This is a genomic window from Vibrio pomeroyi (genome assembly GCA_041879425.1).
In the GTDB taxonomy this organism is placed as follows: Bacteria; Pseudomonadota; Gammaproteobacteria; order Enterobacterales; family Vibrionaceae; genus Vibrio; species Vibrio pomeroyi_A.
This window is the reverse complement of the sequence record CP090854.1, coordinates 62,301-87,815: the sequence shown is the minus strand read 5'-3', so window position 1 is coordinate 87,815 and position 25,515 is coordinate 62,301. Positions and strand designations below refer to the sequence as shown.

23 protein-coding genes are annotated in these 25,515 nt (G+C 45.4%); 6 read left to right on the top strand and 17 right to left on the bottom strand.

The genetic code is table 11. The features are described 5' to 3' along the window. Positions 1 to 123 precede the first annotated feature (123 nt). On the bottom strand, positions 124 to 741 hold the full coding sequence (locus L0992_00385; protein ID XGB67226.1) for a cytochrome c4: 618 nt from the start codon (positions 739 to 741) through the stop codon (positions 124 to 126). A gap of 148 nt (positions 742 to 889) precedes the next feature. Between L0992_00385 and yihA the strand changes: the two genes are divergently transcribed. Next, positions 890 to 1,549 carry a ribosome biogenesis GTP-binding protein YihA/YsxC gene (gene yihA, locus L0992_00380; protein XGB67225.1) on the top strand — a complete coding sequence of 220 codons (660 nt, stop codon included), beginning with the start codon at positions 890 to 892 and terminating at the stop codon, positions 1,547 to 1,549. Between the two features lie 210 nt (positions 1,550 to 1,759). After that, positions 1,760 to 2,359 (top strand): GTP-binding protein, encoded by a 600-nt coding sequence (locus L0992_00375; protein ID XGB67224.1) that lies wholly within the window; start codon positions 1,760 to 1,762, stop codon positions 2,357 to 2,359. A 507-nt stretch (positions 2,360 to 2,866) separates the two neighbouring features. Here the strand turns inward: L0992_00375 and polA are convergent. The 3 genes from polA to hemB all read right to left on the bottom strand — a co-directional run bounded on the left by polA (position 2,867) and on the right by hemB (position 7,921). Next, positions 2,867 to 5,665, bottom strand: coding sequence for a DNA polymerase I (gene polA / locus L0992_00370; GenBank protein ID XGB67223.1), 2,799 nt, complete (start codon positions 5,663 to 5,665; stop codon positions 2,867 to 2,869). Between the two features lie 691 nt (positions 5,666 to 6,356). Continuing rightward, positions 6,357 to 6,800, bottom strand: coding sequence for a GNAT family N-acetyltransferase (locus L0992_00365; GenBank protein ID XGB67222.1), 444 nt, complete (start codon positions 6,798 to 6,800; stop codon positions 6,357 to 6,359). A 77-nt stretch (positions 6,801 to 6,877) separates the two neighbouring features. Next, a complete protein-coding gene (gene hemB / locus L0992_00360) occupies positions 6,878 to 7,921 on the bottom strand; it encodes a porphobilinogen synthase (protein XGB67221.1) in 1,044 nt (347 codons plus the stop codon). A gap of 208 nt (positions 7,922 to 8,129) precedes the next feature. On the opposite strand from hemB, the gene L0992_00355 reads away from it, so the two are divergent. Then, on the top strand, positions 8,130 to 8,891 hold the full coding sequence (locus L0992_00355; GenBank protein ID XGB67220.1) for a TatD family hydrolase: 762 nt from the start codon (positions 8,130 to 8,132) through the stop codon (positions 8,889 to 8,891). Between the two features lie 315 nt (positions 8,892 to 9,206). Here L0992_00355 and tatC read toward each other — a convergent pair whose 3' ends face one another. The 7 genes from tatC to rmuC form a co-directional block, all read right to left on the bottom strand. Next, positions 9,207 to 9,959, bottom strand: coding sequence for a twin-arginine translocase subunit TatC (gene tatC, locus L0992_00350; protein XGB67219.1), 753 nt, complete (start codon positions 9,957 to 9,959; stop codon positions 9,207 to 9,209). 148 nt (positions 9,960 to 10,107) lie between these two features. Next, a complete protein-coding gene (tatB, locus tag L0992_00345; GenBank protein XGB67218.1) occupies positions 10,108 to 10,515 on the bottom strand; it encodes a Sec-independent protein translocase protein TatB in 408 nt (135 codons plus the stop codon). A 3-nt stretch (positions 10,516 to 10,518) separates the two neighbouring features. Then, complete coding sequence (tatA, locus tag L0992_00340; protein ID XGB67217.1) at positions 10,519 to 10,761, bottom strand: Sec-independent protein translocase subunit TatA; 243 nt, start codon at positions 10,759 to 10,761, stop codon at positions 10,519 to 10,521. A gap of 55 nt (positions 10,762 to 10,816) precedes the next feature. Then, positions 10,817 to 12,451, bottom strand: a complete 1,635-nt coding sequence (ubiB, locus tag L0992_00335) for a ubiquinone biosynthesis regulatory protein kinase UbiB (protein XGB67216.1) — start codon at positions 12,449 to 12,451, stop codon at positions 10,817 to 10,819. After that, positions 12,448 to 13,053 carry an SCP2 domain-containing protein gene (locus L0992_00330; protein ID XGB67215.1) on the bottom strand — a complete coding sequence of 202 codons (606 nt, stop codon included), beginning with the start codon at positions 13,051 to 13,053 and terminating at the stop codon, positions 12,448 to 12,450. The genes ubiB and L0992_00330 overlap by 4 nt, the downstream gene beginning before the upstream one ends. A gap of 98 nt (positions 13,054 to 13,151) precedes the next feature. Next, positions 13,152 to 13,931, bottom strand: coding sequence for a bifunctional demethylmenaquinone methyltransferase/2-methoxy-6-polyprenyl-1,4-benzoquinol methylase UbiE (gene ubiE, locus L0992_00325; protein XGB68656.1), 780 nt, complete (start codon positions 13,929 to 13,931; stop codon positions 13,152 to 13,154). A 65-nt stretch (positions 13,932 to 13,996) separates the two neighbouring features. Further along, positions 13,997 to 15,529, bottom strand: a complete 1,533-nt coding sequence (rmuC, locus tag L0992_00320; GenBank protein XGB67214.1) for a DNA recombination protein RmuC — start codon at positions 15,527 to 15,529, stop codon at positions 13,997 to 13,999. 138 nt (positions 15,530 to 15,667) lie between these two features. On the opposite strand from rmuC, the gene L0992_00315 reads away from it, so the two are divergent. Then, entirely contained in the window at positions 15,668 to 16,573 is a 906-nt protein-coding gene (locus L0992_00315) for a DMT family transporter (GenBank protein ID XGB67213.1), read from the top strand. A gap of 123 nt (positions 16,574 to 16,696) precedes the next feature. Here the strand turns inward: L0992_00315 and L0992_00310 are convergent, their stop codons facing one another. From L0992_00310 to ftnA, 3 genes are all read right to left on the bottom strand, one after another. Next, on the bottom strand, positions 16,697 to 17,890 hold the full coding sequence (locus L0992_00310) for an NAD(P)/FAD-dependent oxidoreductase (GenBank protein XGB67212.1): 1,194 nt from the start codon (positions 17,888 to 17,890) through the stop codon (positions 16,697 to 16,699). Positions 17,891 to 18,121: 231 nt separating this feature from the next. Then, the gene (gene uspB / locus L0992_00305; protein XGB67211.1) at positions 18,122 to 18,445 is read right to left on the bottom strand and encodes a universal stress protein UspB; all 324 of its coding nucleotides are present in this window, start codon (positions 18,443 to 18,445) and stop codon (positions 18,122 to 18,124) included. A 68-nt stretch (positions 18,446 to 18,513) separates the two neighbouring features. Then, complete coding sequence (gene ftnA, locus L0992_00300) at positions 18,514 to 19,041, bottom strand: non-heme ferritin (protein ID XGB67210.1); 528 nt, start codon at positions 19,039 to 19,041, stop codon at positions 18,514 to 18,516. 187 nt (positions 19,042 to 19,228) lie between these two features. Here ftnA and uspA point away from each other — a divergent pair, with 187 nt between their 5' ends. Together uspA and L0992_00290 are read left to right on the top strand one after the other, a co-directional pair. Further along, entirely contained in the window at positions 19,229 to 19,663 is a 435-nt protein-coding gene (gene uspA, locus L0992_00295) for a universal stress protein UspA (protein XGB67209.1), read from the top strand. 52 nt (positions 19,664 to 19,715) lie between these two features. Continuing rightward, positions 19,716 to 20,594 carry a carboxylate/amino acid/amine transporter gene (locus L0992_00290; protein ID XGB67208.1) on the top strand — a complete coding sequence of 293 codons (879 nt, stop codon included), beginning with the start codon at positions 19,716 to 19,718 and terminating at the stop codon, positions 20,592 to 20,594. 88 nt (positions 20,595 to 20,682) lie between these two features. Here L0992_00290 and L0992_00285 read toward each other — a convergent pair whose 3' ends face one another. From L0992_00285 to L0992_00275, 3 genes are all read right to left on the bottom strand, one after another. Then, positions 20,683 to 21,246: a hypothetical protein gene (locus L0992_00285; protein ID XGB67207.1), complete on the bottom strand. Its 564-nt coding sequence runs from the start codon at positions 21,244 to 21,246 to the stop codon at positions 20,683 to 20,685. A 141-nt stretch (positions 21,247 to 21,387) separates the two neighbouring features. Continuing rightward, on the bottom strand, positions 21,388 to 22,167 hold the full coding sequence (locus L0992_00280; GenBank protein XGB67206.1) for a class I SAM-dependent methyltransferase: 780 nt from the start codon (positions 22,165 to 22,167) through the stop codon (positions 21,388 to 21,390). Between the two features lie 159 nt (positions 22,168 to 22,326). Beyond that, complete coding sequence (locus tag L0992_00275; protein ID XGB68655.1) at positions 22,327 to 25,449, bottom strand: EAL domain-containing protein; 3,123 nt, start codon at positions 25,447 to 25,449, stop codon at positions 22,327 to 22,329. Positions 25,450 to 25,515 lie beyond the last annotated feature (66 nt).

The window sequence follows — 25,515 nt, the reverse complement described above, 5'->3', positions numbered from 1 at the left end:
TAGTGGCAATCAAAAGAAACTAGCCAAAAAGAAAACGCCCCGACCATAATTGATCGGGGCGTCTCTTCAATCTCGCTCGAACGTACATTTCTTCACTCTGGCTAAGAGCAAGAAACCGACAAATTAGTGTAGACCACCAACGTACTTCGATAAGGTATCAATTTCTGCGTCTGTTAACTTTTTAGCTACATCACGCATCATCGCATTCATGTCGTTATTACGGTTACCATCGCGGAATTTTTCAAGTTGAGCCTTGATGTAATCTGCGTGTTGACCAGAAATCTTAGGGAAACCTGAAAGTTCGGTACCGTTACCACGTGGGCCGTGACAAGCAATACACGCCGTTAGGCCGCGTTCTGCGTTACCCGCCGTGTAAAGAACCTTACCTTCATCTACTACATTTTCAGGAGTAGAGTTACTAGAGATAGGTAGAGATGCGTAGTATGCCGCTAGGTCAGCCATATCTTCTTCAGATAAAGGCATCGCCATTGCACCCATTACAGGTTCGTAACGACCTTGCTTACCACCACTTGTCATACCTAGCTTAAGCTCTTTTAACTGCTTCTCTAGGTACTTCTCATGTTGACCAGCCAGCTTAGGGTACTGAGTGATCAGACTGTTGCCGTCAGCACCGTGGCAGGCAACACATGTTTGTGATTTGGCTTTACCAGCTTCAATACTACCTTGAGCCCATACTGAGCAGCTGGCTAAAAGACTCAAAATTAGCGCTAATTTCTTCATGACATTCCATTATAATTATCAAGCTTCCAGTACCACTCTATGTTGCCACTCATGGTACAATAGGCGACCTTATGCCGAGCACGGTTATTTTACACAAATTCACAAAAAAGTAATCAATCGACTACACAAAGTCGAGATGGAGTTAACAGTGAGCGTAAAAATTCATTATCAAAACACGCATTTCATTACCAGTGCACCTGATATTCGTCATTTACCAGAAGACGAAGGGATCGAAATTGCGTTTGCAGGACGCTCCAATGCTGGTAAATCTAGCGCACTAAACCGCGTTACAAACCAAAAAAGCTTGGCGAAAACCAGTAAGACACCAGGTCGAACTCAGCTAATTAACCTATTTAAGGTGACTGACGGTTGTCATATCGTCGATTTACCTGGATATGGCTTCGCTCAAGTACCACTTGAGATGAAGAAAAAGTGGCAGAAGTCGTTAGGTGAATACCTACAGCGACGTGAAAGCCTAAAAGGTCTAGTGGTATTGATGGATATCCGTCACCCAATGAAAGACCTTGACCAACAAATGATCTACTGGGCTATCGATAGCCGTATCCCAGTACAGGTTTTGTTAACAAAAGCAGACAAACTGAAAAGCGGTGCGCGTAAAGCACAGCTACTGAAAATCCGTAACGATGCAAAATCTTTCGGTGGTGATGTAGCAGTTGATGTCTTCTCTTCTATGAAAGGCATCGGCGTTGACCAACTGCGTGCCAAGATGGATGAGTGGTTCGCGCCAGCGCTTGCAGACCAGCTTATCGATGAGTTAGCAGACGAAGAACACAACGATTCAGAGTAGTCTCTATATAGAGGGACTAGATCGCTACCATAAAGTGGTCGCACCTTATCAATACCCTGCCTTATATAGGTGGGGTATTTTTTTACCTATAAATTAGCGAGTTAAATTCAAAAACTAAGGATAAAAAACAAGATAAACCCGTTATAAGCAACAGAAGTGGACCATACTAAAACAGACTTTGATAAACAGAATATAGAGAAAGGAATACTCATGTGGAAAACACTCTTGGCCGTAATGGCAATGATCCTGATACCTGTTATAGGCCACGCCTCTGACGCAGAACCCACGGAAGCACCACTGATCAACGTCGATATGACCTTAGACCTCGACGGTATGGAAAAGTACGCTCAGGAAGCAAGCGAGTCACTCGAAGTGATATCACAATCTTTGCAAGCCATCGTCAATAACCCTAACCTCAGCGACGAACAACAACTGGCTCTCAATCAAACGGTTGAAAGCATCAACAAGCTTGCAGACACAACCAAGACCTCGCTCAATCAACTGCCACAAGCCTTAGCTCAATCACGCGTCGCCTTTAAACAGACAAGCCAAACGTTGCTCGATGATATCCAAACCAAAGTCATCATCGCGCTGGTTGCCGTTGTCGGTGTGATTATTATCGCCCTGACCGCTATTTACCTGCTAATCCTCAAACCTATGCAACAAACCTTGGTTAAAGCGACCAACAATATCTCCTCTATGGCTCAATCTATCCAAGTCACTGCCGAAGCACTGAAATACAGCACCGAGAAGCAGCAAGAAATCATGGACTACATTGAGCATTCACCGACTCAATGCTCTGATAAATAAGGCATGAGCCATCAATCCTTTATCGGCAACTTGTAAAATAAAAGTTATTTCAAATGATAAAACAATCAATTTAAGTGTGGATTTAAATTACCAATTGCTGATCAAATTCCAGATTTAGGACGAATTGAGGGTTAGCTAGAGTAGTAGAAAAAGAGTAATAAAAGGCACTAAAAAGAAGCGGATTTACAGGGGAATAGTAGGTTGGAAATATTTTTCTTTCGCACAAGAAAAAACGCCCCAGTCAAATGCTGACTGGGGCGGCTGAATCAGCCTAATCCAATAACGTGAAACAAAAGGTCTGAAAGATAGAACATCTTACCTCTGTACCCTACGAGATTTAATGTACAACAATTGCTCAGAAATGAAAACAATTTTTGTAGTTTTTTTTCATGAATGTTTTATTAAAACACCTAACCCCTTTTCACGATTCAACTTTATTCGAGATAAAAAAAAGCCAGTGTTTGTGCACTGGCTCATACTAATTTGCTTAATAAGGTCAAAAACTGATTAGTGGGCTTGATCCCAGTTGTCACCGTGGCCAGCTTCCGCAACCAACGGCACTTCTAGCTCTGCAGCTGATTCCATCAATTCTTGTACTTTACTTTCAATTTCGGCTAAAGATGACTCTTCCACTTCAAATACCAATTCATCGTGTACTTGCATCAATAACTTAACTCGACCATCGCCTTCCGCTTGGATCCATTCATCAACCAATAGCATCGCTTTCTTAATGATGTCTGCCGCTGTACCTTGCATTGGCGCGTTGATCGCCGCACGCTCAGCTGCTTTACGACGCATGCCATTACGAGATTGAATTTCAGGAAGGTGCAAACGACGACCGTAAATGGTTTCAACGAAGCCCTGTTCAGAAGCAGCACTGCGTGTGTCTTCCATGTACTGCATTACACCAGGGTAGCGCTCGAAGTAAGTATCCATGTAGTGCTGTGCTTCGCCACGAGGAATGCCTAGCTGCTTAGCCAAACCAAAGGCACTCATACCGTAGATAAGACCGAAGTTAACGGCTTTAGCACGACGACGTTGTTCTGTCGTTACATCCTCAATATTAACGCCGATGATCTCAGCCGCCGTTGCTGCGTGGATATCTTTGCCTTGTTGGAATGCCTCCAGAAGCGCTTTGTCACCCGATAGGTGCGCCATGATACGTAATTCAATTTGAGAGTAATCGACCGCTAGAATCTTCCAACCATGCTGTGCAACGAATGCTTGGCGGATGCGACGACCTTCATCATTACGAATTGGAATGTTCTGTAAGTTTGGATCAGTAGAAGACAGACGACCCGTCGCCGTCACCGCTTGGTGGTAAGACGTATGAACACGACCAGTTTCAGCGTTGATCATCTTCGGCAGCTTATCGGTGTAAGTTGATTTCAACTTCGCAAGGCCACGATACTCAATGATCAGCTTAGGTAGCGGGTAATCAAGCGCCAGTTCTTGTAGCACTTCTTCATTGGTTGAAGGGGCACCTGATGGCGTTTTCTTAATAACAGGCAAGCCCATCTTTTCAAAAAGAATCGCTTGCAGTTGTTTTGGCGAGTTCATGTTGAACTCTTGCTCTGCAATCTCGTAAGCTTTCTGCTCTAGCTCATCAAGACGAACTGCAATCTCTTGCGATTGAGCGCCTAGCAACATGTCGTCGATGAATACACCAGTGCGTTCAATACGAGACATCACTGGAATCAGTGGTACTTCAATCTCTTCATAAATCGCTTTTAGCTTTTCGTCTTGCTCGATGTTTTCCATTAAACGGTTATGAAGACGTAGTGTTACGTCCGCATCTTCTGCAGCGTATGGAGACGCCTCACCCAGCTCAATCTGGTTGAAAGTAAGCTGCTTCTTACCTTTACCTGCGATTTGCTCGAATGAGATGCAGCTGTGCTGTAGGAAGCGCAGCGCTAGGCTATCCATATCATGCTTACCGCCAACACTATTGAAGACGTAAGACGCTAGCATGGTGTCGTGCTTGATGCCTTTCATCTCGATACCGTAGCGCGCTAAAACGCTCATGTCGTATTTCAGGTTTTGACCGACTTTAGCTTGTGCGTCATCTTCAAGAATCGGCTTAAGCTGTTCAAGTACCCAATCACGATCGAGTTGTTGAGGTGCATCTAGGTAGTCATGGGCAACCGGTACGTAAGCGGCAACGCCTTCTTCGGTTGCGAATGATAGACCAACAAGGTTAGCCACCATGTAGTCCAAGCTGTCTGTTTCAGTATCAAAGGCAAACACCTCTGATGCTTTCAGTTTTTCTAGCCACGTATTAAAAGAAGCTTCATCTAAGATGGTTTCGTAGTTGCTGCGATCAATCGTCACTGCAGAGGTGTTCATTTCTACGGTAGAAGTGGTTGATGCCGTGCTGCTGCGCACAGCACCCGACTTTTCATCCGCCTCAACCACGCCGCTGCCACCTTCAAGTAGCTCATTCAGCCAAGATTTGAAGACCAGTTGACCGTATAGCTTAATCAGCTCATCCGTATTTGGTTGTGCTTTTACAAGCGACTCAGGAGTCTCTTCTAGCTCGACGTCGAGTTTGATCGTTGCAAGCTCGTAAGACATCTCAGCGTTGTCTTTATTATCAATCAGCTTCTTAGCCATGGTCTTTGAACCACGGAAACCAAGCGCCGCGATGTCATCAAGATTTTGGTACAGCTTTTCGATGCTACCAATACCTTGCAGTAAAGCAGTCGCTGTCTTGTCACCGACGCCCGGAACGCCTGGGATGTTATCGACTTTATCGCCCATCAGCGCAAGGTAGTCGATGATAAGCTCTGGTGGGATACCAAATTTCTCAATAACGCCTTCGCGATCCATCACCACGTTAGTCATGGTGTTGATCAGGGTAACGTTGTCATCAACCAGCTGTGCCATATCTTTATCGCCAGTACTGATAAGCACAGGCATGCCCATCGCAGAAGCTTGAGAAGCAAGCGTACCGATCACGTCATCCGCTTCAACGCCGGGAATAGAGATAAGTGGCAAGCCCATCGCACGAATCACATTGTGCAAAGGTTCGATCTGGCAACGAAGATCGTCAGGCATTGGGGGACGGTTTGCTTTGTACTCTGGGTACATGTCATCACGGAACGTCTTTCCTTTCGCATCAAAAATAACCGCAATACGATCAGAAGCAAATTGACGCATCATGCTACGTAGCATGTTAACTACACCGTAAACGGCGTTAGTTGGGATATCACCATTGCTCATTGTGCCAGGGTAAGCATGGAACGCGCGATATAGGTAAGAAGAGCCATCGATCAGAATCAATGGATTATCAGGAATACGAGCCATAATGTTTGTGTATCCAGTAAGTACAGAAATTATCTGTTAAGAATGCCACGTCTGTTGGTTGGATTCCACGTTGTCGATCCGTATCCGTTCACTCGGTTGTGTTCGTTATAATCAATTTGTTGTTATTTTTTGTTCTTAGACACAAGCGTTCTGTGGATAACTCTGTTTATATTATTTATCCACCCTGTTGAGAACTAAGGTAAACCAAGCAAAAAACACAAATAAACAACTGAAAATAAAGGATAAAATTACAGATCGAACATATGATCAACGATCTTTTTTCGATCTTGCATTGTGGAAAAGAATGCTGATGGCGTTTTATTCATAAAAATACGTGCCACTAAATATGCATCTTGTTGAAATAGAGATATAAAAAAAGCGACACCCGAAGATGTCGCCTAGCAAAAACCGGTAAAGCCATTCAAATTGAATACCACAGCTTTACCTAAAAGCTATAAATTACACTGGAAGCAATGTGAGCAATGTCGTGTCAAAAAGAACTTAGTACAAGTTCGCGAGAATTCTGTTGGGTAACCAAGTTGATACTTGAGTACTTAACATCCTTGTGAACATTTCCTCATTCCCTAAGACAGGTTTAATAATAATGATTCTCATTTAATAGTCAACCAGTAAATGATAATAAATCTCATTTAATTTCATTTTCATGTTTTATCTCGCTGCTGAAAACGATTCACAGAGGTGATAATTGCTTCACGAAATGGATTCTATTTTCATTAATATCTTCTTTTTCTTCCAGTTTTTCGATTTGATAACCGTTTCTCAATAGCAGGCGTAACATCGCAGGGAACTGGTTACGAGATTTCACTTTCAGCTGCTTATAACCTTGTTGTTGCGCCCACTGCTCCTGAACATCTAACTGAGACTGTGCGACCCCTTTGTTTCTTGCGAGCGGTGACACACCACCAAACCAACTGTAAAAAGTTTGCTGATCCAATTCATAGCCAATCTTAAAACCAAGCAGCACTCCGGCCTCTTCTGCCACTAAGATCAGGTTCTTCTTACCTGATAATCGCTCTGAAAGAGAGGCCACACTCTCTTTTTTAGCAAACTCAGAGATCTGCTCCACAACTGAAACCACTTCTTCCAGTGAACCTTCACGTACGATGACTGACATCTTATTTCATCCTCATAAACGAAAGGGCTGGCACAATGGCCAACCCTTTTGGTGATCAGTTAAGCAACGCTAGATCGTTACTTTTCTTTTAGGTGCTCTGCTGCTTGTGCGTTGTCTTCTGCAAGCCACTCAGCCACATCTTTAGCGAAGTAAGTCAGAATGCCATCGGCACCAGCACGCTTAAAGCACAGCAGTGATTCCATAACGGTGTCGCGCTCTTTCAGCCAACCGTTTTGAATTGCAGCTTTGTGCATCGCGTATTCACCAGACACTTGGTAAGCAAATGTCGGCGCTTGCAGTTCATGCTTCACACGGCGCACGATGTCTAGGTAAGGCATGCCTGGCTTCACCATCACCATGTCTGCACCTTCATTAAGATCCATCGCCACTTCGTGAATTGCTTCATCGCTGTTTGCAGGATCCATCTGATAGTTCTTCTTGTTACCACCTTTCAGGTTCGAAGCACTGCCAACGGCATCACGGAATGGACCGTAGTAGCACGATGCGTATTTCGCCGAGTAAGCCATGATTTGGGTGTGAATATGACCCGCTTCTTCTAGCGCTTCACGGATTTTACCAATACGACCGTCCATCATATCCGATGGTGCAACCACATCAGCGCCCGCTTCAGCATGAGACAAAGCCTGCTTGATCAGGACTTCAGTCGTCTCATCGTTCATCACGTAGCCATCTTCATCGATGATGCCGTCTTGACCGTGAGTGGTGAACGGGTCTAGTGCGACATCAGTGATAACACCAATGTTTGGCACGTGTTCTTTTAATGAGCGTACTGCACGCTGAACCAAACCTTCAGAGTTATGGGCTTCAGCTGCACATAAGCTTTTAGCATCTTGGTTCACGACTGGGAATAGAGCAATCGCAGGAACACCCAGTTTAGACAGGTAATCCGCTTCCTCAAGCATAAGGTCGATCGACAGGCGTTCAACACCCGGCATTGACTCTACAGGCTCGCGGCGGTCTTTACCCATCAGGATAAACATTGGGTAGATTAGATCATCCACAGACAATTGATTTTCTGCCATTAGGCGACGGCTAAAGTCGTGCTTACGCATACGGCGCATACGGCGACCTGGGAATTGACCTTGAATTGAAACAGACACTAGATTCTCCTTGCCTAGTCTAAGCACCGAAATACTTAGATATGAAAAGTGCTAAATACAGGCAAAAGCATATCACTGATGGCTCAGGACGCTAGCAGTAAAATATAAAACCCACTCAAAAACAGGGATAAATGGCAAAAAATGACCTTCTCCTCACACTGCCGTATACTCATGACAACTCAGTAAAGACCGCTTTCAGGACAAAACAATGATCGACACCCATGCTCATATTTACGCGAGCGAATTTGATGAAGACCGCGAGCAAGTTGTAGAGCGCGCACTGGCTCAAGGGATTGATACCATTCTATTGCCGAACATCGACTTAGAATCTATCGAGCCAATGCTAGCGACAGAAGCTCAATTTCCGAATGTGTGCCGTTCAATGATGGGCTTACACCCTTGTTATGTGGATGGAAATATTGAAGAAACACTAAAGACCATTCGTGCTTGGTTCGACAAGCATAACTTCATCGCCGTGGGTGAGATTGGTATCGACCTGTACTGGGATAAAACCTTCAAGGCCGAACAAGAGATGGCGTTCGTGACTCAGCTGCAGTGGGCAAAAGAGCTCGATCTACCCGTGGTGATCCATACGCGTGACTCTATTGAAGAGACACTAGAGCTGCTGAAACAAGAGCAAGATGGCAGCTTACGTGGCGTATTCCACTGTTTTGGCAGCAGCTTAGAAGAAGCTCAAGCGATCAACGCGCTCGGCTTTCACCTCGGATTAGGTGGTGTTTCGACCTTTAAGAATTCAGGAATGGATAAGGTGATCCCACACCTCGATATGAATTACGTCATCCTAGAAACAGATTGCCCCTACTTGGCACCGACGCCAAATCGCGGCAAACGCAATGAACCTGCCTACACAGAATTGGTGGCAAAGCGCATCGCCGAACTGCGCGGAATTACCCTTGAAGAAGTCGAAAACATAACCACAACAAATGCTAAGTCATTGTTTAATTTATGATAAAACTATTAATAAGATGATTTTATGAATTTATAGCCGATTTATTTGTTAAACCAAAGTGATGTGTATACTATCAACCACCTGCATATGGAGGTAGTTGATTATGTGTGACCATTCACAACACTTACAACGTCAACATCGAACCCTATGGCATAAAATTTTGGGCATTAAAGAGCTCTATATATGTCAAAACTGTGGCTATCAGTTAAAGATTCGATAAACGGACATAATAAAAAAGCGGCCCTAGGCCGCTTTTTTATTATGTGATTTTTGCTTTAGAACACGCTCGAACATGTTCTCAAAGAATCTTGCGAATCAAGACTCGGCTTCTTCTTCGTCAGCATCTGGCTTACGCACATAGAAGCGCGCAAAGAACAGACCAATCTCAAACAGAATACACATTGGAATCGCCAATAGTGTTTGTGAGATCATATCTGGTGGTGTCAGCATCATACCGATGATGAAAGCACCCACGACAATGTAAGGACGCTTTTCAGATAAAGCCTTCGGCGTTGTCGCTCCAGTCCAACACAACAAGATAATCGCCACAGGCACTTCAAAAGCAATACCGAACGCAAAGAACAGCGCGAGTACAAAATCGAGATAGCTCGATATGTCTGTTGCGAACTCTACCTGCCCCAAAGAGATAGCCGTGAAGAAGCTAAATACCAGCGGGAATACCACGAAGTAAGCAAACGCTACGCCACAGTAAAACAGCAAAGAACTTGACGCCAAAAGTGGCATGATCAAGCGCTTCTCATGCTTGTATAAACCCGGAGCAACAAACGCCCACACCTGATACAAAATAAACGGCACCGCGACAAAAATTGACGCGATTAAGGTTAATTTCAGTGGTGTGAAAAATGGCGATGCAACATCCGTTGCGATCATCGTCGCCCCTTCAGGTAGACGATCTACTAAAGGTGCTGATACGAATTCATAAATATCATTAGCAAAATAAATTAGCCCTATAAACACAACCAGAACCGCGACAATCGCGCGCAATAGGCGATTACGTAGTTCCAGAAGGTGGCTAATTAAAGGCTGTGTCTGCTCAGTCGAAGACATGTCAAACCTCTTAAACAGGAAGATCGAAAAGGAGCCGCGCACCTATTTATCCAGTTGAATTGGTATCCACTTGAATAGTTATTTATTTAAATAGCTGTCTATTTAAGTATCTAGCTACTTAGGTATCAGACGACTCCTCCTTGCGAGACTATTCGGCTTTCTTATCTGACGGTGCTGAAGCTTCACTGCTAGTCTGAATCGTTTCAGGCTCAGCAGTTTCCGTGACACTAGGTTTAGTCTCACTTGGCTTATCAGACTCAGGCTTAGCATACGGACGTTGAACCTCAGCAGCGGCCTGCTTAAGTTCATCGACTGACGCTTTAAGGTCTGGAGATAAATCTTCCATACCCATTTGTTCCGCCTTACGTAGGTTTTCTTGTAGCTCTTGCACCTTAAGCTCGTGAGAAAGTTCATCTTTCACACTGTTTGCCATACTTTTCGCCGCACCCACAAACTTGGATACGCTACGAATCGCAACAGGCAAACGCTCAGGTCCTAGAACCACTAACCCAACGACAGATATTAATACCAGTTCCCAAAAACCGATATCAAACACGATTTACGCCTGCTCTTTGTCTTTCTTTGTTTCAGCAGTCGCTTCTGTCTTCTGCTGTTCAATATTCTTTGGTTCGAAGTCTGCATCTTTCTTATCTGCAGGCTTGTCTTCATCGCTCATCGCTTTTTTGAAGCCTTTAACCGCTGAACCTAAGTCACCACCCATGCCGCGCAGTTTCTTTGTTCCGAATAGCAAAATTACAATTACAGCAATGATTAGAAGTTGCCAAATACTGATACCACCCATTGTCATTGTCCTCGGGTCTGTCTACACATAAAAAAATATTAAGAGAGTCTACTGTCTAACGACGGTAAGCTCGCCAACTAAGCAACCAAAATGTGACACCTGCGATGCCACAGCCCATAGATAGCTGCTCATAAGGGCTTGAAACTAATATTGCGGAGCATACGACTAAAGTGGCTCCAACGCCAAACAAAAACTTTCCAGTTGCTTGCTGACGCTTACTCTCTCGGTAGCCTTGGTAAAGCTGATCCATTCTGTGGTTCATCGCTTTACCTTGGCGCAAGCTGTCATAAAGTAATTCTGGCAGCTCTGGCAATTTTTCTGCCCAGAATGGCGCGCGCTCTTTCACTGCGTTTATCACAGCTTGCGGCCCCACCTGATTCATCATCCAGGTTTCAAGGAAAGGCTTCGCGGTTTCCCACAAATCGAGTTGCGGATACAACTGACGGCCCAACCCTTCAACATACAACAAGGTCTTTTGCAGCAGTACCAACTGAGGCTGAACCTCCATGTTGAAACGTCTTGCTGTATTAAATAAGTTTAGCAACACATGGCCAAATGAGATCTCGCCAAGTGGTTTTGCAAAAATGGGTTCACACACCATGCGAATCGCGAACTCAAAGTCGTTGACGTTGGTGTCGTGTGGCACCCATCCCGAATCCACGTGCAGCTCAGCGACTTTACGGTAATCTCGGTTGAAGAAAGCCAGCAAGTTCTCTGCCAAATAACGCTTATCTTCGCTGTTGAGTGTACCGACAATGCCGCAATCCAAACCTATCCACTGCGGGTTATCTGGATTTTCTGGGTTAACGAATACGTTGCCCGGGTGCATATCTGCATGGAAAAAGCTATCACGGAACACTTGGGTGAAGAATACCGTCACACCACGTTCGGCCAGCAATTTCATGTTGGTGCCGTTGGCGTTTAGCGTTTCAACATCTGAAACCTGAATACCATAGATTCGTTCAGACACCATCAAGGTTTCACTGCTTAAATCAGGGATAACCTCTGGAACATACAGCTCTTCACTGCCTTCAAAATTACGTCGAAGTTGAATCGCATTGGCCGCCTCTCGGCGCAGGTCTAGTTCATCCAGTAAGGTTTTCTCGTACTCGTGAACGACTTCAACAGGTTTCAAACGACGTGCTTCAGGAAGCGACTTAGCGACTATACGCGCCATTCGGTGCATCAGTTTTAGATCTGCATCAATCACCGGGCGAATATCAGGGCGAATTACCTTGAGAACAATCTCACGGCCGCTCTCTTTGAGTTTCGCAGTATGCACCTGAGCGATAGAAGCTGAAGCCAGAGGCTCGATATCAAAGTCGGTAAACCAGTTATCTAAGCTGCCACCGAGCGCCTTTTCCATATCTTGCTTAGCCAGTTCACCATCAAATGGTGCAACTTGGTCTTGCAACAGTGCCAGCTGATCTGCGATATGAGGAGGAAACAGATCGCGACGTGTCGACATCATCTGCCCGAACTTGATCCACACAGGGCCAAGTTCTTGCAGCGCGAGACGTAAGCGATGACCCAACTCTTTATCTTGATGCTTGTTCTTAAGCCAAAACAGTGACTTTCGCGCCAATAAAGGGGCTTTGGTCAATTGGTGCTCTGGCATCAATTCATCAAGGCCATATTCCAACTGTACCTTGATAATATGATAAAGACGTTTCAGTTCTGTTGGGGTCATACTTTCTCCAACAGAGCGTTCAACTTAGCTTCAAGGCGTGCTGCTGAGCTTTTCACGTCATCAACCTGATCGCAAAAATGTGCCACTTCTAATGGCGCTGGAGCAATCTTCCACTCTTCAGTTAATACCTGAGCGAGGTGGTTTTGATGCTTAGTCGCTTGCTTAGCTACAAGGCCGCCAACATTCTTAACGCCTTGCACCAAGGTATGCGCAACCACATCACCCGTCACACGAGACAACCACTCTTCCAAGTCAGGCTTGCAGTCTGTCATCAGTTGAGCAAACTTCTGAGCCAGTTGAATATCACCCTCTAAGATCAGCTTATCTTGCTTGATCAGCTTGGTGATGTTCGATTGCTCACGCAGTTCAGGTAACACCGATAAGTTCAAAGATAGGTAGCAGTCAGGCTGCCCTTCGTATTCTGACAACACATCAATCTGTTGGCTGAAAACGAAAGTGAGTGTTTTATTCAACTCTTTCAAATTGACTTGAATGATCTGCCCCTTTAAACGAGACAAACGACGAACCAAAGCTGGATCATCGTTCACGAAAGTATTTAAAGAGGTTTCAATAACCGCGGTTACCAATGGATCAAATGGCATGACTGTCCTTACCTTTGAAAACGGATAAGCCTTAACCTATCCGTTCTATCTTTATTCTTATTGTTTAGCACGCTCAGCGAGCCTGCTACCAAGCTCGACTAGAACTTGTAACCGCGGTGCAGCGCAACAATGCCGCCCGTTAGGTTGAAGTATTTGGTATTTTCAAAACCCGCTTCTTGCATCATGCCTTCCAAAGTCTCTTGATTTGGGTGCATGCGAATAGATTCTGCAAGGTAACGGTAGCTGTCTGCATCGTTAGCAATCAGCTCACCCATTTTTGGCAACAGGTGGAAAGAGTATGCATCGTAAACCTTTGATAGTGGCTCAAGCACTGGCTTAGAAAACTCAAGAACCAACAGACGGCCACCTGGCTTAAGTACGCGGTACATAGAACGCAGCGCTTGGTCTTTATCGGTTACGTTACGCAGACAGAAGCTGATCGTAATGCAATCGAAGTAGTTATCTGGGAATGGCAACTCTTCAGCGTTCGCTTGCACGTAGTGTACGTTGCCAACAATGCCGCTATCACGCAGCTTATCGCGGCCAACATTCAGCATTGAGTTGTTGATATCAGCAAGAACCACGTGGCCTTTTTCACCAACGATACGCGAGAATTTCGCAGTAAGGTCGCCAGTACCACCACCAAGATCTAGGATACGCTGACCAGGGCGAACGCCACTGCAATCAATCGTGAATCGCTTCCACAAGCGGTGAACACCACCCGACATTAAGTCATTCATGATGTCGTATTTAGCGGCTACAGAGTGAAATACCTCTGCTACTTTCGCGACTTTTTCGTCTTTCGCGACTGTTTCGAAACCAAAGTGTGTGGTTTCTGACTCTACTGCTGAATTTGTCTGCACGCTTGTGTCCATAATGCTGTTATCTACCATGGTAAGTTCTCATCGACAGCACGCTCCGTGTTTAGAGGCGCTGCGGCCGATTAGTTTACTTTATCCTCAGCGGGTTGTCTTTCTACTAAGGAGGCATTTTCTGAAAAAGCCTCATTTTGCGCCATTTCGGCCAAACCAATCGAGATAGGTTTCTTCACCTCAACCCCGAGTTGCTTGAAGCTTTCGGCCTGACGAATCACGTTGCCACGGCCTGTTACTAGCTTATTCATCGCACCTTGATAGCTTTGGTTGGCTCTATCTAGCGAGCTGCCAAGGCCTTCCATGTCATCGACAAACAAGCGGAGTTTGTCGTAAAGCTTACTTGCACGCTCTGCGATGACTTGTGCGTTCTGGTTCTGCCTTTCATTACGCCACAGGTTATCAATGGTACGCAGTGCCACCAGCAAGGTCGTTGGGCTGACCAAGATGATGTTTTGCTCCATCGCGTCTTTCACCAAACTAGGGTCAGCTTGAATTGCGACTTGGAATGCCGGCTCGACCGGAATAAACATCAACACGTAATCCAAGCTCTGGATGCCTTTAAGTTGATGATAATCCTTCTGGCTCAGCCCTTTTATGTGCGCTCTTAACGACACCAAGTGATCGCGCAGCGCCGCATCACGCTGCTGATCGGTTTCAGCATTGAAGTAGCGTTCAAATGCGACCAACGCCATTTTAGAATCCACTACTACTTGCTTATCTTGTGGTAAATGGACAATCACATCAGGTTGATAACGTTTGCCGGCATCGTTTTGTAGGTTCACTTGAGTTTGGTACTCATGCCCTTCTCGCAAGCCTGATTCAGCAAGCACACGCGCCAGCACCACCTCACCCCAGTTACCTTGCTGCTTGTTATCACCCTTAAGCGCCTGAGTCAGGTTTACCGCTTCTCGCGTCATGCTCTCGTTGAGGCGTTGTAGATTTTTCAGTTCATGCACTAAGGTGTGGCGCTCTTTCGCTTCTTGGCTAAAGCTGTCATTGACCTGCTTCTTGAAGCCTTCTAATTGCTCTCTCAACGGCGACAACAAGCCTTCTAAGCTTTGCTTGTTCTGTTGATCGACCTTAGCGGTTTTGGTTTCAAACAGTTGATTAGCAAGATGCTCGAACTGTTGCTTCAAGCGTGATTCCGCTTGTTCTAACAACTGCAGCTTTTCGCTATTAGCGAGATTTTCCTGATCGTGCCTTGCTTCTTGCTCGCGAAGTTCGGCTTCCAATTCAGATTTATGATCTTTCAGCACATTGATCTCATCGGCATACTGCTGGCGTTCTTGCTTCACCGCTTCAAAGTAGCGAAGCTTTTCCATCGCAGCCATCACCTTGCCGTGCGCTTGCTTAAGTTCGAATGCGGCTTTGTCTCGGTCGTCGTCCAACTCATCAAGCTCTTGTTGCGCCTCTGCGAGTGATGATTTGAGCTGAGACTGCTGAGATTCATGCAACAAACGATCGGACTCTAGCTGCTGCTCGAGCAATCGCTGCTGAAAAGAGAGCTTCTGTTTAACCCACCAACCCACGACACCACCACTGACGAGCGCGCCAGAAATTGCAGCAATAAGCGTTGCCTGATGTTCGATAATCCATTGCATGATAATGATTTAGCCTAATTGGAAATAACTCATTAAATGGTATTTTGATACTGGATAAATGTCCAGTTTGCCGTATTAAAATTCGACAGATAGACTAAGCGCTCCGTATTCTGTCCCATCAAATTAGAATGAGTTGCTATGAACGAACGTCGTGCCTTGGGCTTTGGTCTTTCCGCAGTGCTACTGTGGTCAACGGTCGCTACTGCTTTTAAGCTGACCCTTGCTGAATTTTCACCGATTCAAATGCTGACCATCGCCAGTATTGTGTCGTCGATTGCGCTGATCGCCGTTTGCGCCTTTCAAGGTAAGCTTTCTCAGCTGAGCACTACGTTTCTTTCAAACCCTTGGTACTACCTACTGCTCGGTTTGGTTAACCCGCTGGCTTACTACCTGATTCTCTTCAAAGCATACGACCTGCTGCCCGCTTCTCAAGCTCAAGCGATTAACTACAGCTGGGCGATCACGCTAACTTTAATGGCAGCGGTTTTTCTGGGACAAAAAATTCGCAAGCAAGATTGGATTGCGTGTACCTTCAGCTACGCTGGTGTCGTGGTTATAGCCACCAAAGGTGACGTGTTAGGCATGCAGTTCGATAGCCCACTCGGTGTGGCATTAGCTCTGCTTTCAACTCTACTTTGGGCTGGCTACTGGATTCTCAACACCAAAAACAAGGCTGACCCAGTTGTTGGCGTACTGCTTGGGTTCTTAGTGGCGTTGCCATTCGCGATTGGTTTAACCATTTACGAGGGCGAAAGCTTTAGCCAAATCACAGCAAAAGGTTGGATGGCGGTGACTTACGTTGGCCTATTTGAGATGGGGATTACCTTTGTATTGTGGCTATCGGCATTGAAGTTAACCAACAACACAGCACGCATCAGCAACCTGATTTTCGCATCACCATTTATCTCGTTGATGCTACTTTCCACGATTATTGGCGAAGAGATCCACCCGGCGACACTGTTTGGTTTGGTACTGATCATTGCAGGCTTGGTGATTCAACAGATCAAGTTTTCAAAAAACAAGACTGTTGCTAATGAGAACTAAAAGCGTCGATTGATCGCGAAAACCACCAACTTAGTTAATTTTAACTCTGAACTAGATGCAAAAATGGCGAGTCATATGACTCGCCATTTTTATGTAATCTGGACTAATAGGTAAGCGAAACGCTTACACCCACTGACCTGCTGCAAAGCCAGAACTCCAACACCATTGGAAGTTGTAACCACCCAACCAGCCAGTCACGTCCATCACTTCGCCGATGAAGTAAAGGCCAGAAACGCTCTTACACTCCATGGTTTTCGAAGATAGGTGGTTAGTATCGACGCCGCCTAAAGTGACTTCGGCCGTTCGGTAGCCTTCTGTGCCGTTTGGTGCGATTTTCCAGTTCTCTAGATGCTCGACAATGTCATTCAACTGCTTTTCGTTAAACTGCTTAAGTGGTTTGTCTTCTAGCTCTTTACGATCAATCAATACCTCTACAAAGCGCTTTGGTAGTGCTTTTGCCAAAGTGTTCTTCAAGCTCTGGTTTGGATGTTTCTCGCGAGAATTCGCCAACAACTCAGCCACATCAACCTCTGGTAGTAGGTTGATTGAAACCGACTGACCCGCTTTCCAGAACGAAGAGATTTGCAGCACAGAAGGGCCTGATAGGCCGCGGTGCGTAAACAGCAGTGCTTCTTTGAATAAGGTACCGTCTTGCGCCGTGATCTCGGCAGGAATCGCGATACCAGAAAGCTCAGCGAAGTCTTCTTTATCTTCTTTATGCAGCGTGAACGGCACTAAACCCGCTGTGGTCGGCATGACTGATAAACCAAACTGCTCTGCAATCTTGTAACCAAATGGCGTTGCGCCTAGCTTAGGCATCGACAAACCACCTGTCGCGACAACTAGCGAGTCACACTCAACTTCGTCGGTATTAAGGTGCATCTTGAAGCCAGAATCAGTCTTTTCAATTGAGTGAACATCACAACGGTAGCGTTGTTCTACTTTCGCTTGTTTGCACTCTTCAAGCAGCATGCTCACGATGTCTTTTGCGGTGTGGTCATTCACACAGAACAATTGGCCGTGATCGCGCTCTTCGAACTCAATGCCGTACTTGCTCACCATCGAGATAAAATCCCAGTTGGTGTATTGAGATAAAGCAGATTTTACGAAGTGAGGGTTGTTACAAAGGAAGTTGTTCGCTGACACGTCATAGTTAGTGAAGTTACAACGACCACCACCTGAGATTAAAATTTTTCTGCCTGGCTTTTTCGCATGATCAACCACCAGCACTCGTCGGCCGCGTTTACCAGCTTCCGCAGCACACATTAAGCCTGCGGCGCCCGCACCAATCACGATTACATCAAATTTTTCACTCATTGTGGTTCTGCTTTCTTCACTTTTGCATCACGAGTACGCCCTGTTCTCGAAATGCCATCAATAAAAAAGGATGTGCATAAACAGCACATCCTTACTAATTGCTCGCTATTTTAACGGCAATTTTCAACTTTGCAATTGATGTTCAATTGTACAAATCGCAGACAGCTGCGATTAGGCAACTGAGCTTAACGAACGAACAACCGGCGCTCTATATCACACGTACTGGATCATCTAGACGATGAACGACGACAATAACGTCACACCAAGCAGAGCAGAAGAGAGTATGAATAACTGTCTTACACGATCACACTTGGAAGTGAACACTTCGTCATGGTGATGGTGATACTCTTTACTTTTGATGTAACTAAACAAGCGGACTTGTTTGGTCATATTGCCATGAGTTGTGAAGAACCCACCTCCGTCTACTTGTTGATAAAGTAGAGGATGTGCTTCTCGCATAATATAAATAAGTGTTCTTAGCGCAGTAAAATAACGCGCCCAGTTCACACAAGTCACAACCATTAGTGCAAATAGAATAGTGTCGCCGCTGATCATCCTTTCCTCCCTACATCTTCATAAGAAAACTCAAAAGAAAAAGATAATCAGTGTCTTTCTCGTACTACCTAAACGGCAGGAGCTTCCATAATTGAAGATGAACCATCTTTTGCCAATTGCGCTAGGTCTTTATCAATAAAGAACAGTGCTTTACCGTCTTCACCAACAAGTTCTAGCTTATCCAATACACCTTTAAACAACTTCTCTTCTTCGTGTTGCTCTGCAACGTACCATTGCAGGAAGTTAAAGGTTGAGTAGTCTTGTGTGCTGAAAGCAACGTGAGCCAGTTTGTTGATCTTTTCAGTAATCATCTGCTCATGTTCATAAGTTTCACGGAACACTGCACCAAGGCTTTCGAATTCGTGTTTTGGCGCTTCAATTGCACCTAGAATCGGCATTGCACCTGTTTCACTTACGTAAGTGAAAAGACGCTGCATATGCTCCATTTCTTCTACTGCATGAACACGCAGAAACTCGGCTGCACCTTCAAATCCTTTGTCTTCACACCAAGCACTCATTTGTAAGTATAGATTGGATGAGAAAAATTCTAGGTTAATTTGATCATTCAGTTGCTCAACCATAGTTTTTGACAGCATTTAAGACTCCTAATTACATCCTCAATTTTCTCTACTATATCACTATTTTATTAATATCTCGCAGAGCATTAGTTAACCAATTTTGAATCATCATTACGCAAGACAGTGGATATGAGATCACTTCAGCAAAAAAAGCCATCGCATAGTGCTAATCTTTAATCAGACAATGAATAAAGGAGGTAGCGATATGAGTTACAAACATATTTTGGTCGCAGTCGATTTATCAGATGACAGCAAATTAATTGTGGATAAAGCGGTAGCATTGGCAAAGCCATTGGAAGCCAAAGTCTCTTTTATCCATATCGACATTAACTACGCAGAGCTCTATACCGGACTGATTGATATCAATATGGCCGAAACCCAACACAACGCGATGGAAGCCTCTCGCATTCAGCTGCAAAACTTTGCAGAACACGCTCAATACCCAATCACCCACACTTTAGTGGGCAGTGGTGACCTGAGCCACGAGCTGTGTGACACCATCAACGAGTTCAATGTGGATCTAGTAGTTTGCGGACACCATCAAGATTTCTGGAGCAAGCTGCTCTCTTCAACACGCCAACTGATCAACGCTTCACCGGTTGATATGCTGGTCGTGCCTCTAAGAGATTCAGAAGACTAATGATTTAAGGTTAGGTAACATACAGCTCATATCTTATTAACGAAGTTTTACTATGAGCTATTTAGCTGGTGTTACCCTCCTATGGGCCTTCTCTTTTAGCCTGATCGGCGTCTACCTTGCGGGTCAGGTTGATTCTTGGTTTTCAGTACTAATGCGCGTTGCCCTTGCGGGTATCGTGTTCCTCCCTTTCCTTAAATTCCGTGGTGTGTCACGCAAACTGATCGGAAAGTTAATGGCGATTGGCGGTATCCAGCTTGGCCTGATGTACTGCTTCTACTATCAATCCTTCTTGCTACTATCTGTACCCGAAGTCCTTCTGTTTACTGTCTTTACTCCAATCTACGTCACCCTGATTTATGACTTTCTTAAGGGACAATTCTCACCTTGGTACTTAGTCACGGCTGCAATTGCGGTATTGGGCGCGGTATTCATCAAGTTCGCAGGCATCAACGACAACTTTTTAGTCGGCTTCCTTGTCGTGCAAGGTGCGAACCTATGTTTTGCTATCGGTCAGGTTGGCTACAAGGTGGTGATGGAGAATGAACCCACTGAGCTGCCTCAACACACGGTATTCGGCTATTTCTACTTAGGTGCTTTATGTGTGGCTTCAGTTGCTTTCATGCTTTTGGGCAACCCTGAAAAACTGCCAACCACCACACTTCAGTGGGGAATTCTCATCTACCTGGGTTTAATCGCTTCAGGTTTGGGTTACTTTATGTGGAACAAAGGCGCATGCATGGTGAATGCGGGTGCACTTGCAGTAATGAACAACATCCTAGTACCTGCTGGCCTAGTGGTGAACATCCTGATCTGGAATAGAGATGTCGACTTGGTTCGACTGTCGATTGGTGGCGGAGTTATCTTGCTTTCATTGTGGGTCAATGAAACTTGGGTGAAGAAGCGTGTCGCAAGATCCGCTAGCAACGCTTAATCGGCTTGATTGAATCGATTTTGAGTTACCCCAGAAAGCAAAAGAGCGACCTAAGGTCGCTCTTTTTAATTGGGTGATATCATTTCAATCAGTGGATATGGTTCGCGACCATCGATGGGCTTTCTGTGAAAACAACGTCATCAAGTTGTAGGTTGATGCGTTCCAATTTGCTTTCCATCTTCTGACTTTTCTTAAACAGCTTCTGCTGCTTCTTAATCATCTTCGCCAGTTTCTTATTGTACTTCTCTTGCTTCTTCGCAGCTTTCTTCGCTCGCTTAAGCTCTTTTTTCTCACCACTGTTCGCCATGAGTTTTTTTAGCTTGGCTTTTTTCAATGATGGTTTCTTAGCAATACTTGCAACGCTAGGATCGAACATTTGAACAGCAGAATCAGGCGTATCCACAACCTCAACCAGTGTTATTTCAGGCTTAGGCAGCGTTTCAGCCAACAGACCACATGCCGCTTTCTCTTCGGCAGGTTTGTTTTGACAGCCAATCGGTGGAATTGCGGTTGGTTTGCATAGGTTCGCTTCGTCCACCGATGAACGCGCACAAGAACGACACACAAACTTTGGCTGGGTAACCAAGCTGTGGATCTCGCCTAGGTGTTCAGTAATATCTCGACGGTTTAACTTACAAAAGCGTTTAGCCATGCTACAACTCCAGCTAAGAATAATAATGATTCTTAGTTAGATATACATCCGTAACGCGACTATCGCAAGTGTTAAATGGTGATTTATCGTATTTATGACGGGAAATTTTCTTAGCGTGTTGCTAAGTTATTGATGCTTTACTTAAGTCATTGATGCTTTCACATAGACGTCAAAACGGTTCTTTTTGGTTTCGATCGCCATACTCGGTTTTTGCTCATCTAACCAAGCTGCGTAATCGGGTCTTTTCACCACAACTCGCTTTGATGCCAGTTTCATTGCAGGCTCCAACAAACCATCAGCATCTAAATCTGCACCGACCAAAGATTGGAATACGCGCATCTCTTTTTTAACCAGAGCCGATTTCTTTTTGTTCTCAGGGTGCGGGTACATTGGATCAAGGTACACCACATCTGGCTGCTCAAAGTTAGGATCATTGCTGAGCTTATCTAGCGCATCATGACTTGAAGCGTGAATCAACTTCATACGTTCGCTTACCCAACCGCCGATGTCTGGGTCTTGCTGTGCCCGTTGTAAGCCATCATCCAGCAAAGCTGCCACTACTGGGTGACGCTCTACCATTTGTACCTTACAACCGAGAGAGGCCAATACAAACGCATCGCGACCTAAACCAGCCGTGCCATCAAGAATGGTTGGCGTAGCCCCTTTATTTAAACCTGCCGCCTTGGCGATCGCCTGACCTTTGCCACCACCAAACTTACGTCTGTGACCAACCGCGCCGCCAACTAAATCAACAAAGATAGCGCCAAGTTTTGGTTCGTCCACTTTGCGTAACTCAAGTCGCTCGTCAGTCAGCACCAAGGCAAATTCGCTGTTTTCATCATGAGATAAACTCCAACGGGTCGCTAAGTCATTTAAATGATCGATTTGGGTAGCATCTTCGCAAATCAGTTGTAGTTGCAAGGTCGTCTCCAACAGACAGTAGTATTCAAAACAAAAGAGGCAACCAGTTTACCTGATTGCCTCAACAATACATATTAACGGAGCAAACTATTCATTCTGAAAGCTGTTAGCTCTTAAATTACCAGAACTTAGGAATACTCATCGTGTAGCTTGATTTACTCAATCAAGGTGCTCTAGCGCCCGCTCTTTTTGTAACTCTTCAACCAATTCCGCAAGCGGCTTAGGTCGGCCAATAATGTAGCCTTGTGCGTAGTTCACACCGAGCTCAATCAACTTATCGATGATTTGAGTGTTTTCAACAAACTCCGCCACCGTGTATTTGCCCATTTGCTTGGCTAAGTCATTGATCGAACGAACCATCACATGGTCCATCTCATTGACATCAATATCACGCACAAACAGACCATCGATCTTCACGATATCAACCGGAAGCTTCTTCAAGTAACCAAACGACGATAAACCAGAGCCGAAATCATCCAATGCAATCATGCAGCCCAGCTCTTTAATACGAGTGAAGAACTTGATCGCCTGCTTCATGTTACTCATCGCAGCCGTTTCAGTGATCTCCAAACAAATCTTATGACACGGGATCGACGAGTTGCTCAAGCTATCTATCAGGAACTCAACAAATTCTCGGTTACCCATCGAGTGACCAGAAAGGTTGATTGAGCACATTCCTAAGTCATCAATCAGATGTGGGCGTTGCTCTAGCCAGTTAAGCGTTTGACCCACCACTTGGCGGTCAATCAAGTGCGCGATGTTGTAGCGCTCAGAGGCTGGCATGAAGATCCCGGGAGAGATGTATTCCCCTTTGATGTTCTTGATGCGCACCAAGATCTCAAAGTGCATTTTCTCGCTTTCTTCATCTAAGCCAAGAATACGCTGTGCAAACAACTCTAAGCGATCATTAGCTAAGGCTTCATGCACTAGGTTCACGCACTCCATCTCTAGGTGACGACGACGCAGGTCTTCATCATCTTGATGGTAAAGGTTGTAGCGATTACGCCCTTCTTCTTTGGCTGCGTGACACGCTGCGTCGGCTTGAGCATGCACCATCTGCGGTGAAGCCGCGGTATGGTCAATCAATCGGATGCCGATAGAACAAGTCAGATTGAGGCGAATGTCATCCCACAAGAATGGATTCTCACTCATCATCGAAATAATACTGCGACACACATTCACTGCGTCTCGCTCAGTACAGTCTTTGATAAGAACCGCAAACTCGTCTCCGCCCATACGCGCCAACACCGCATTGTATGGCAACACATCTTCGAGCAGTTGAGCGCTAAACAAGATCGCCGCATCGCCCGCTTCATGTCCTGCGGTGTCGTTCAAAACTTTCAATTGGTCTAGATCTAAGAACAACATCGCGTGAGTGCGCATGTGGCTCTCGACCTCTTTCAGCGCCTTTTGCAGCTCTTGCTCAAAGTGGTTGCGGTTAAAGGTGTCAGTCAACAAGTCGTACTGTGCTTGATACTCTAGCTTTTCAGACAACTCGTGGGTTTCAGTGATGTCTTCACCCACAATCAGTAGCTGATCCGATTCCACTAGCGGACGGATATTTTCTCGAATCCAGATCGTGCTACCGTCGGCATGGCGATACTCAATATCACGACGCCACACACCACGGATCTTATGTTGTGGTTGCAGCAATATATGACGAGGAATCATCGCATTCTCGTCAACATAGAACTCTCTAGGGCGATGCCCTAATAGCTGGTCTAGTGGGTAACCCAATAACTCTTCAGCAAACTGGTTCACTTGTTGAATGCGGTTATTACCATCGAGGGTAATCATCATCACAGGCTGTTTGTCGTAATAGAGCTTCAGGTTCGCTTCACGTTGGAACAGCTTATTTTCCGCAAGCTTACGCGAGGTGACATCGCGCGCTTCAAAGAGGAACTGAATGTCGTCTTCTTCCGCGCCAGGCATCGGCTTCAATGAAATATCTAATACCATCGCACCACGGTCACGACACCACACCTCTGCCTCAAATCTCAGAGCAGGATGCTCTCCTTTTTCGGCGAAGTATTCTCTCAACACCTCACCTGCGGAATCTTCCCAGTGTTGATGTTGTTGAAGCGGCGTTCCCAATTTATAGCCTTGATTGTAAAGCAGCTCATGCAGCTTGCTGTTACTCGACAACAATACGCCGCCCTTATCGATGATGCCCATAAATTGCAGGCTCTGATCGAATATCGATTCAAGCAGTCGTTGGCTTTGGCGACTGGCACGTTCGCTCTTCTTCAGACGGTTAAGGTAATACACCAACACTGCGATAACACACGACATGCTTAAAAACATTAAGCCAATGGTGCGAATTTCGTCGCGGTAGCGCATTAAGAATGACTTAGGCTTGTTGAGGAATGTCACCGAGGCTTCATTTTCAGCACCCAGATCCCAACGAGAGATCTGTTGATAATCGAGTTTGATTTCCGGTGCGCCAGCCACCACTAACGGCAATGGCTCATCAGGGTGATTCAACACATTCAATAGCACGCGTCCTGTGTCTCGACCTTGCGTCTCACCACTTTGAATTACACCACCAATCGCACCAAAACCAAGCCCCAAATCGTGCACCATATACAGTGGCATTTGGGTTTTGATGTTCAGCTGTCGCCAATCTTCATCGCTGCTCACTCTTCCTTGCGCATCGCGGTAATACGCCCAAAATAGCAAGCTCTTACCTAGATCAGCACGCTGAGAAAATTCCATTAGTTCTTGGTAAGAATCCGGCACATAGTGCTCAACGAGGTCAGAGAAGTCCGGATGGGTTTTGATGAACAGATCGATTTGAGAGCGAATCGCCTCACCCGTGACCGAGTGATCGGTAACAATGTAGATCTTCTTTACGGTCGATTGAAGACGCTTGATCAGCTCGATATTGCCCACTAAGTCGATATCTTCGGTGATGCCCGTCGCGTTCAAACCTTGGATCATTTCAGGGGAGAAGTTGTTGATGCCACCAAAGATGACTGGTGTGCCCTTGAGGTCGGGCGCAAGGCGCCTCATTAAATTGAGCGCGTTGTTGTCACTAACGACAATCGCTGCAAATTCTTCATGCTGTAGCTTGGTGTGATAAAGCTGATACACACGCTCTAGGTATTCTGGGTTTTGAGTACGTTTACTATCGAGATAAACGACACGGTAAGACAGCCCATCACGATCGAGCTCATCTGATAATCCTTTATGAAAATCATCCGTCCAGAAAAAACCTTGATGGTAGGAGTGGATCACCAATACATCTTTTGTCTGCGCCGAAGCAAATACGCTCCAACACATCGCAATAAATAACACCCAAAATCGCACTGAATTCACCCTAACATCATCGTTGCTGCTAATATTATC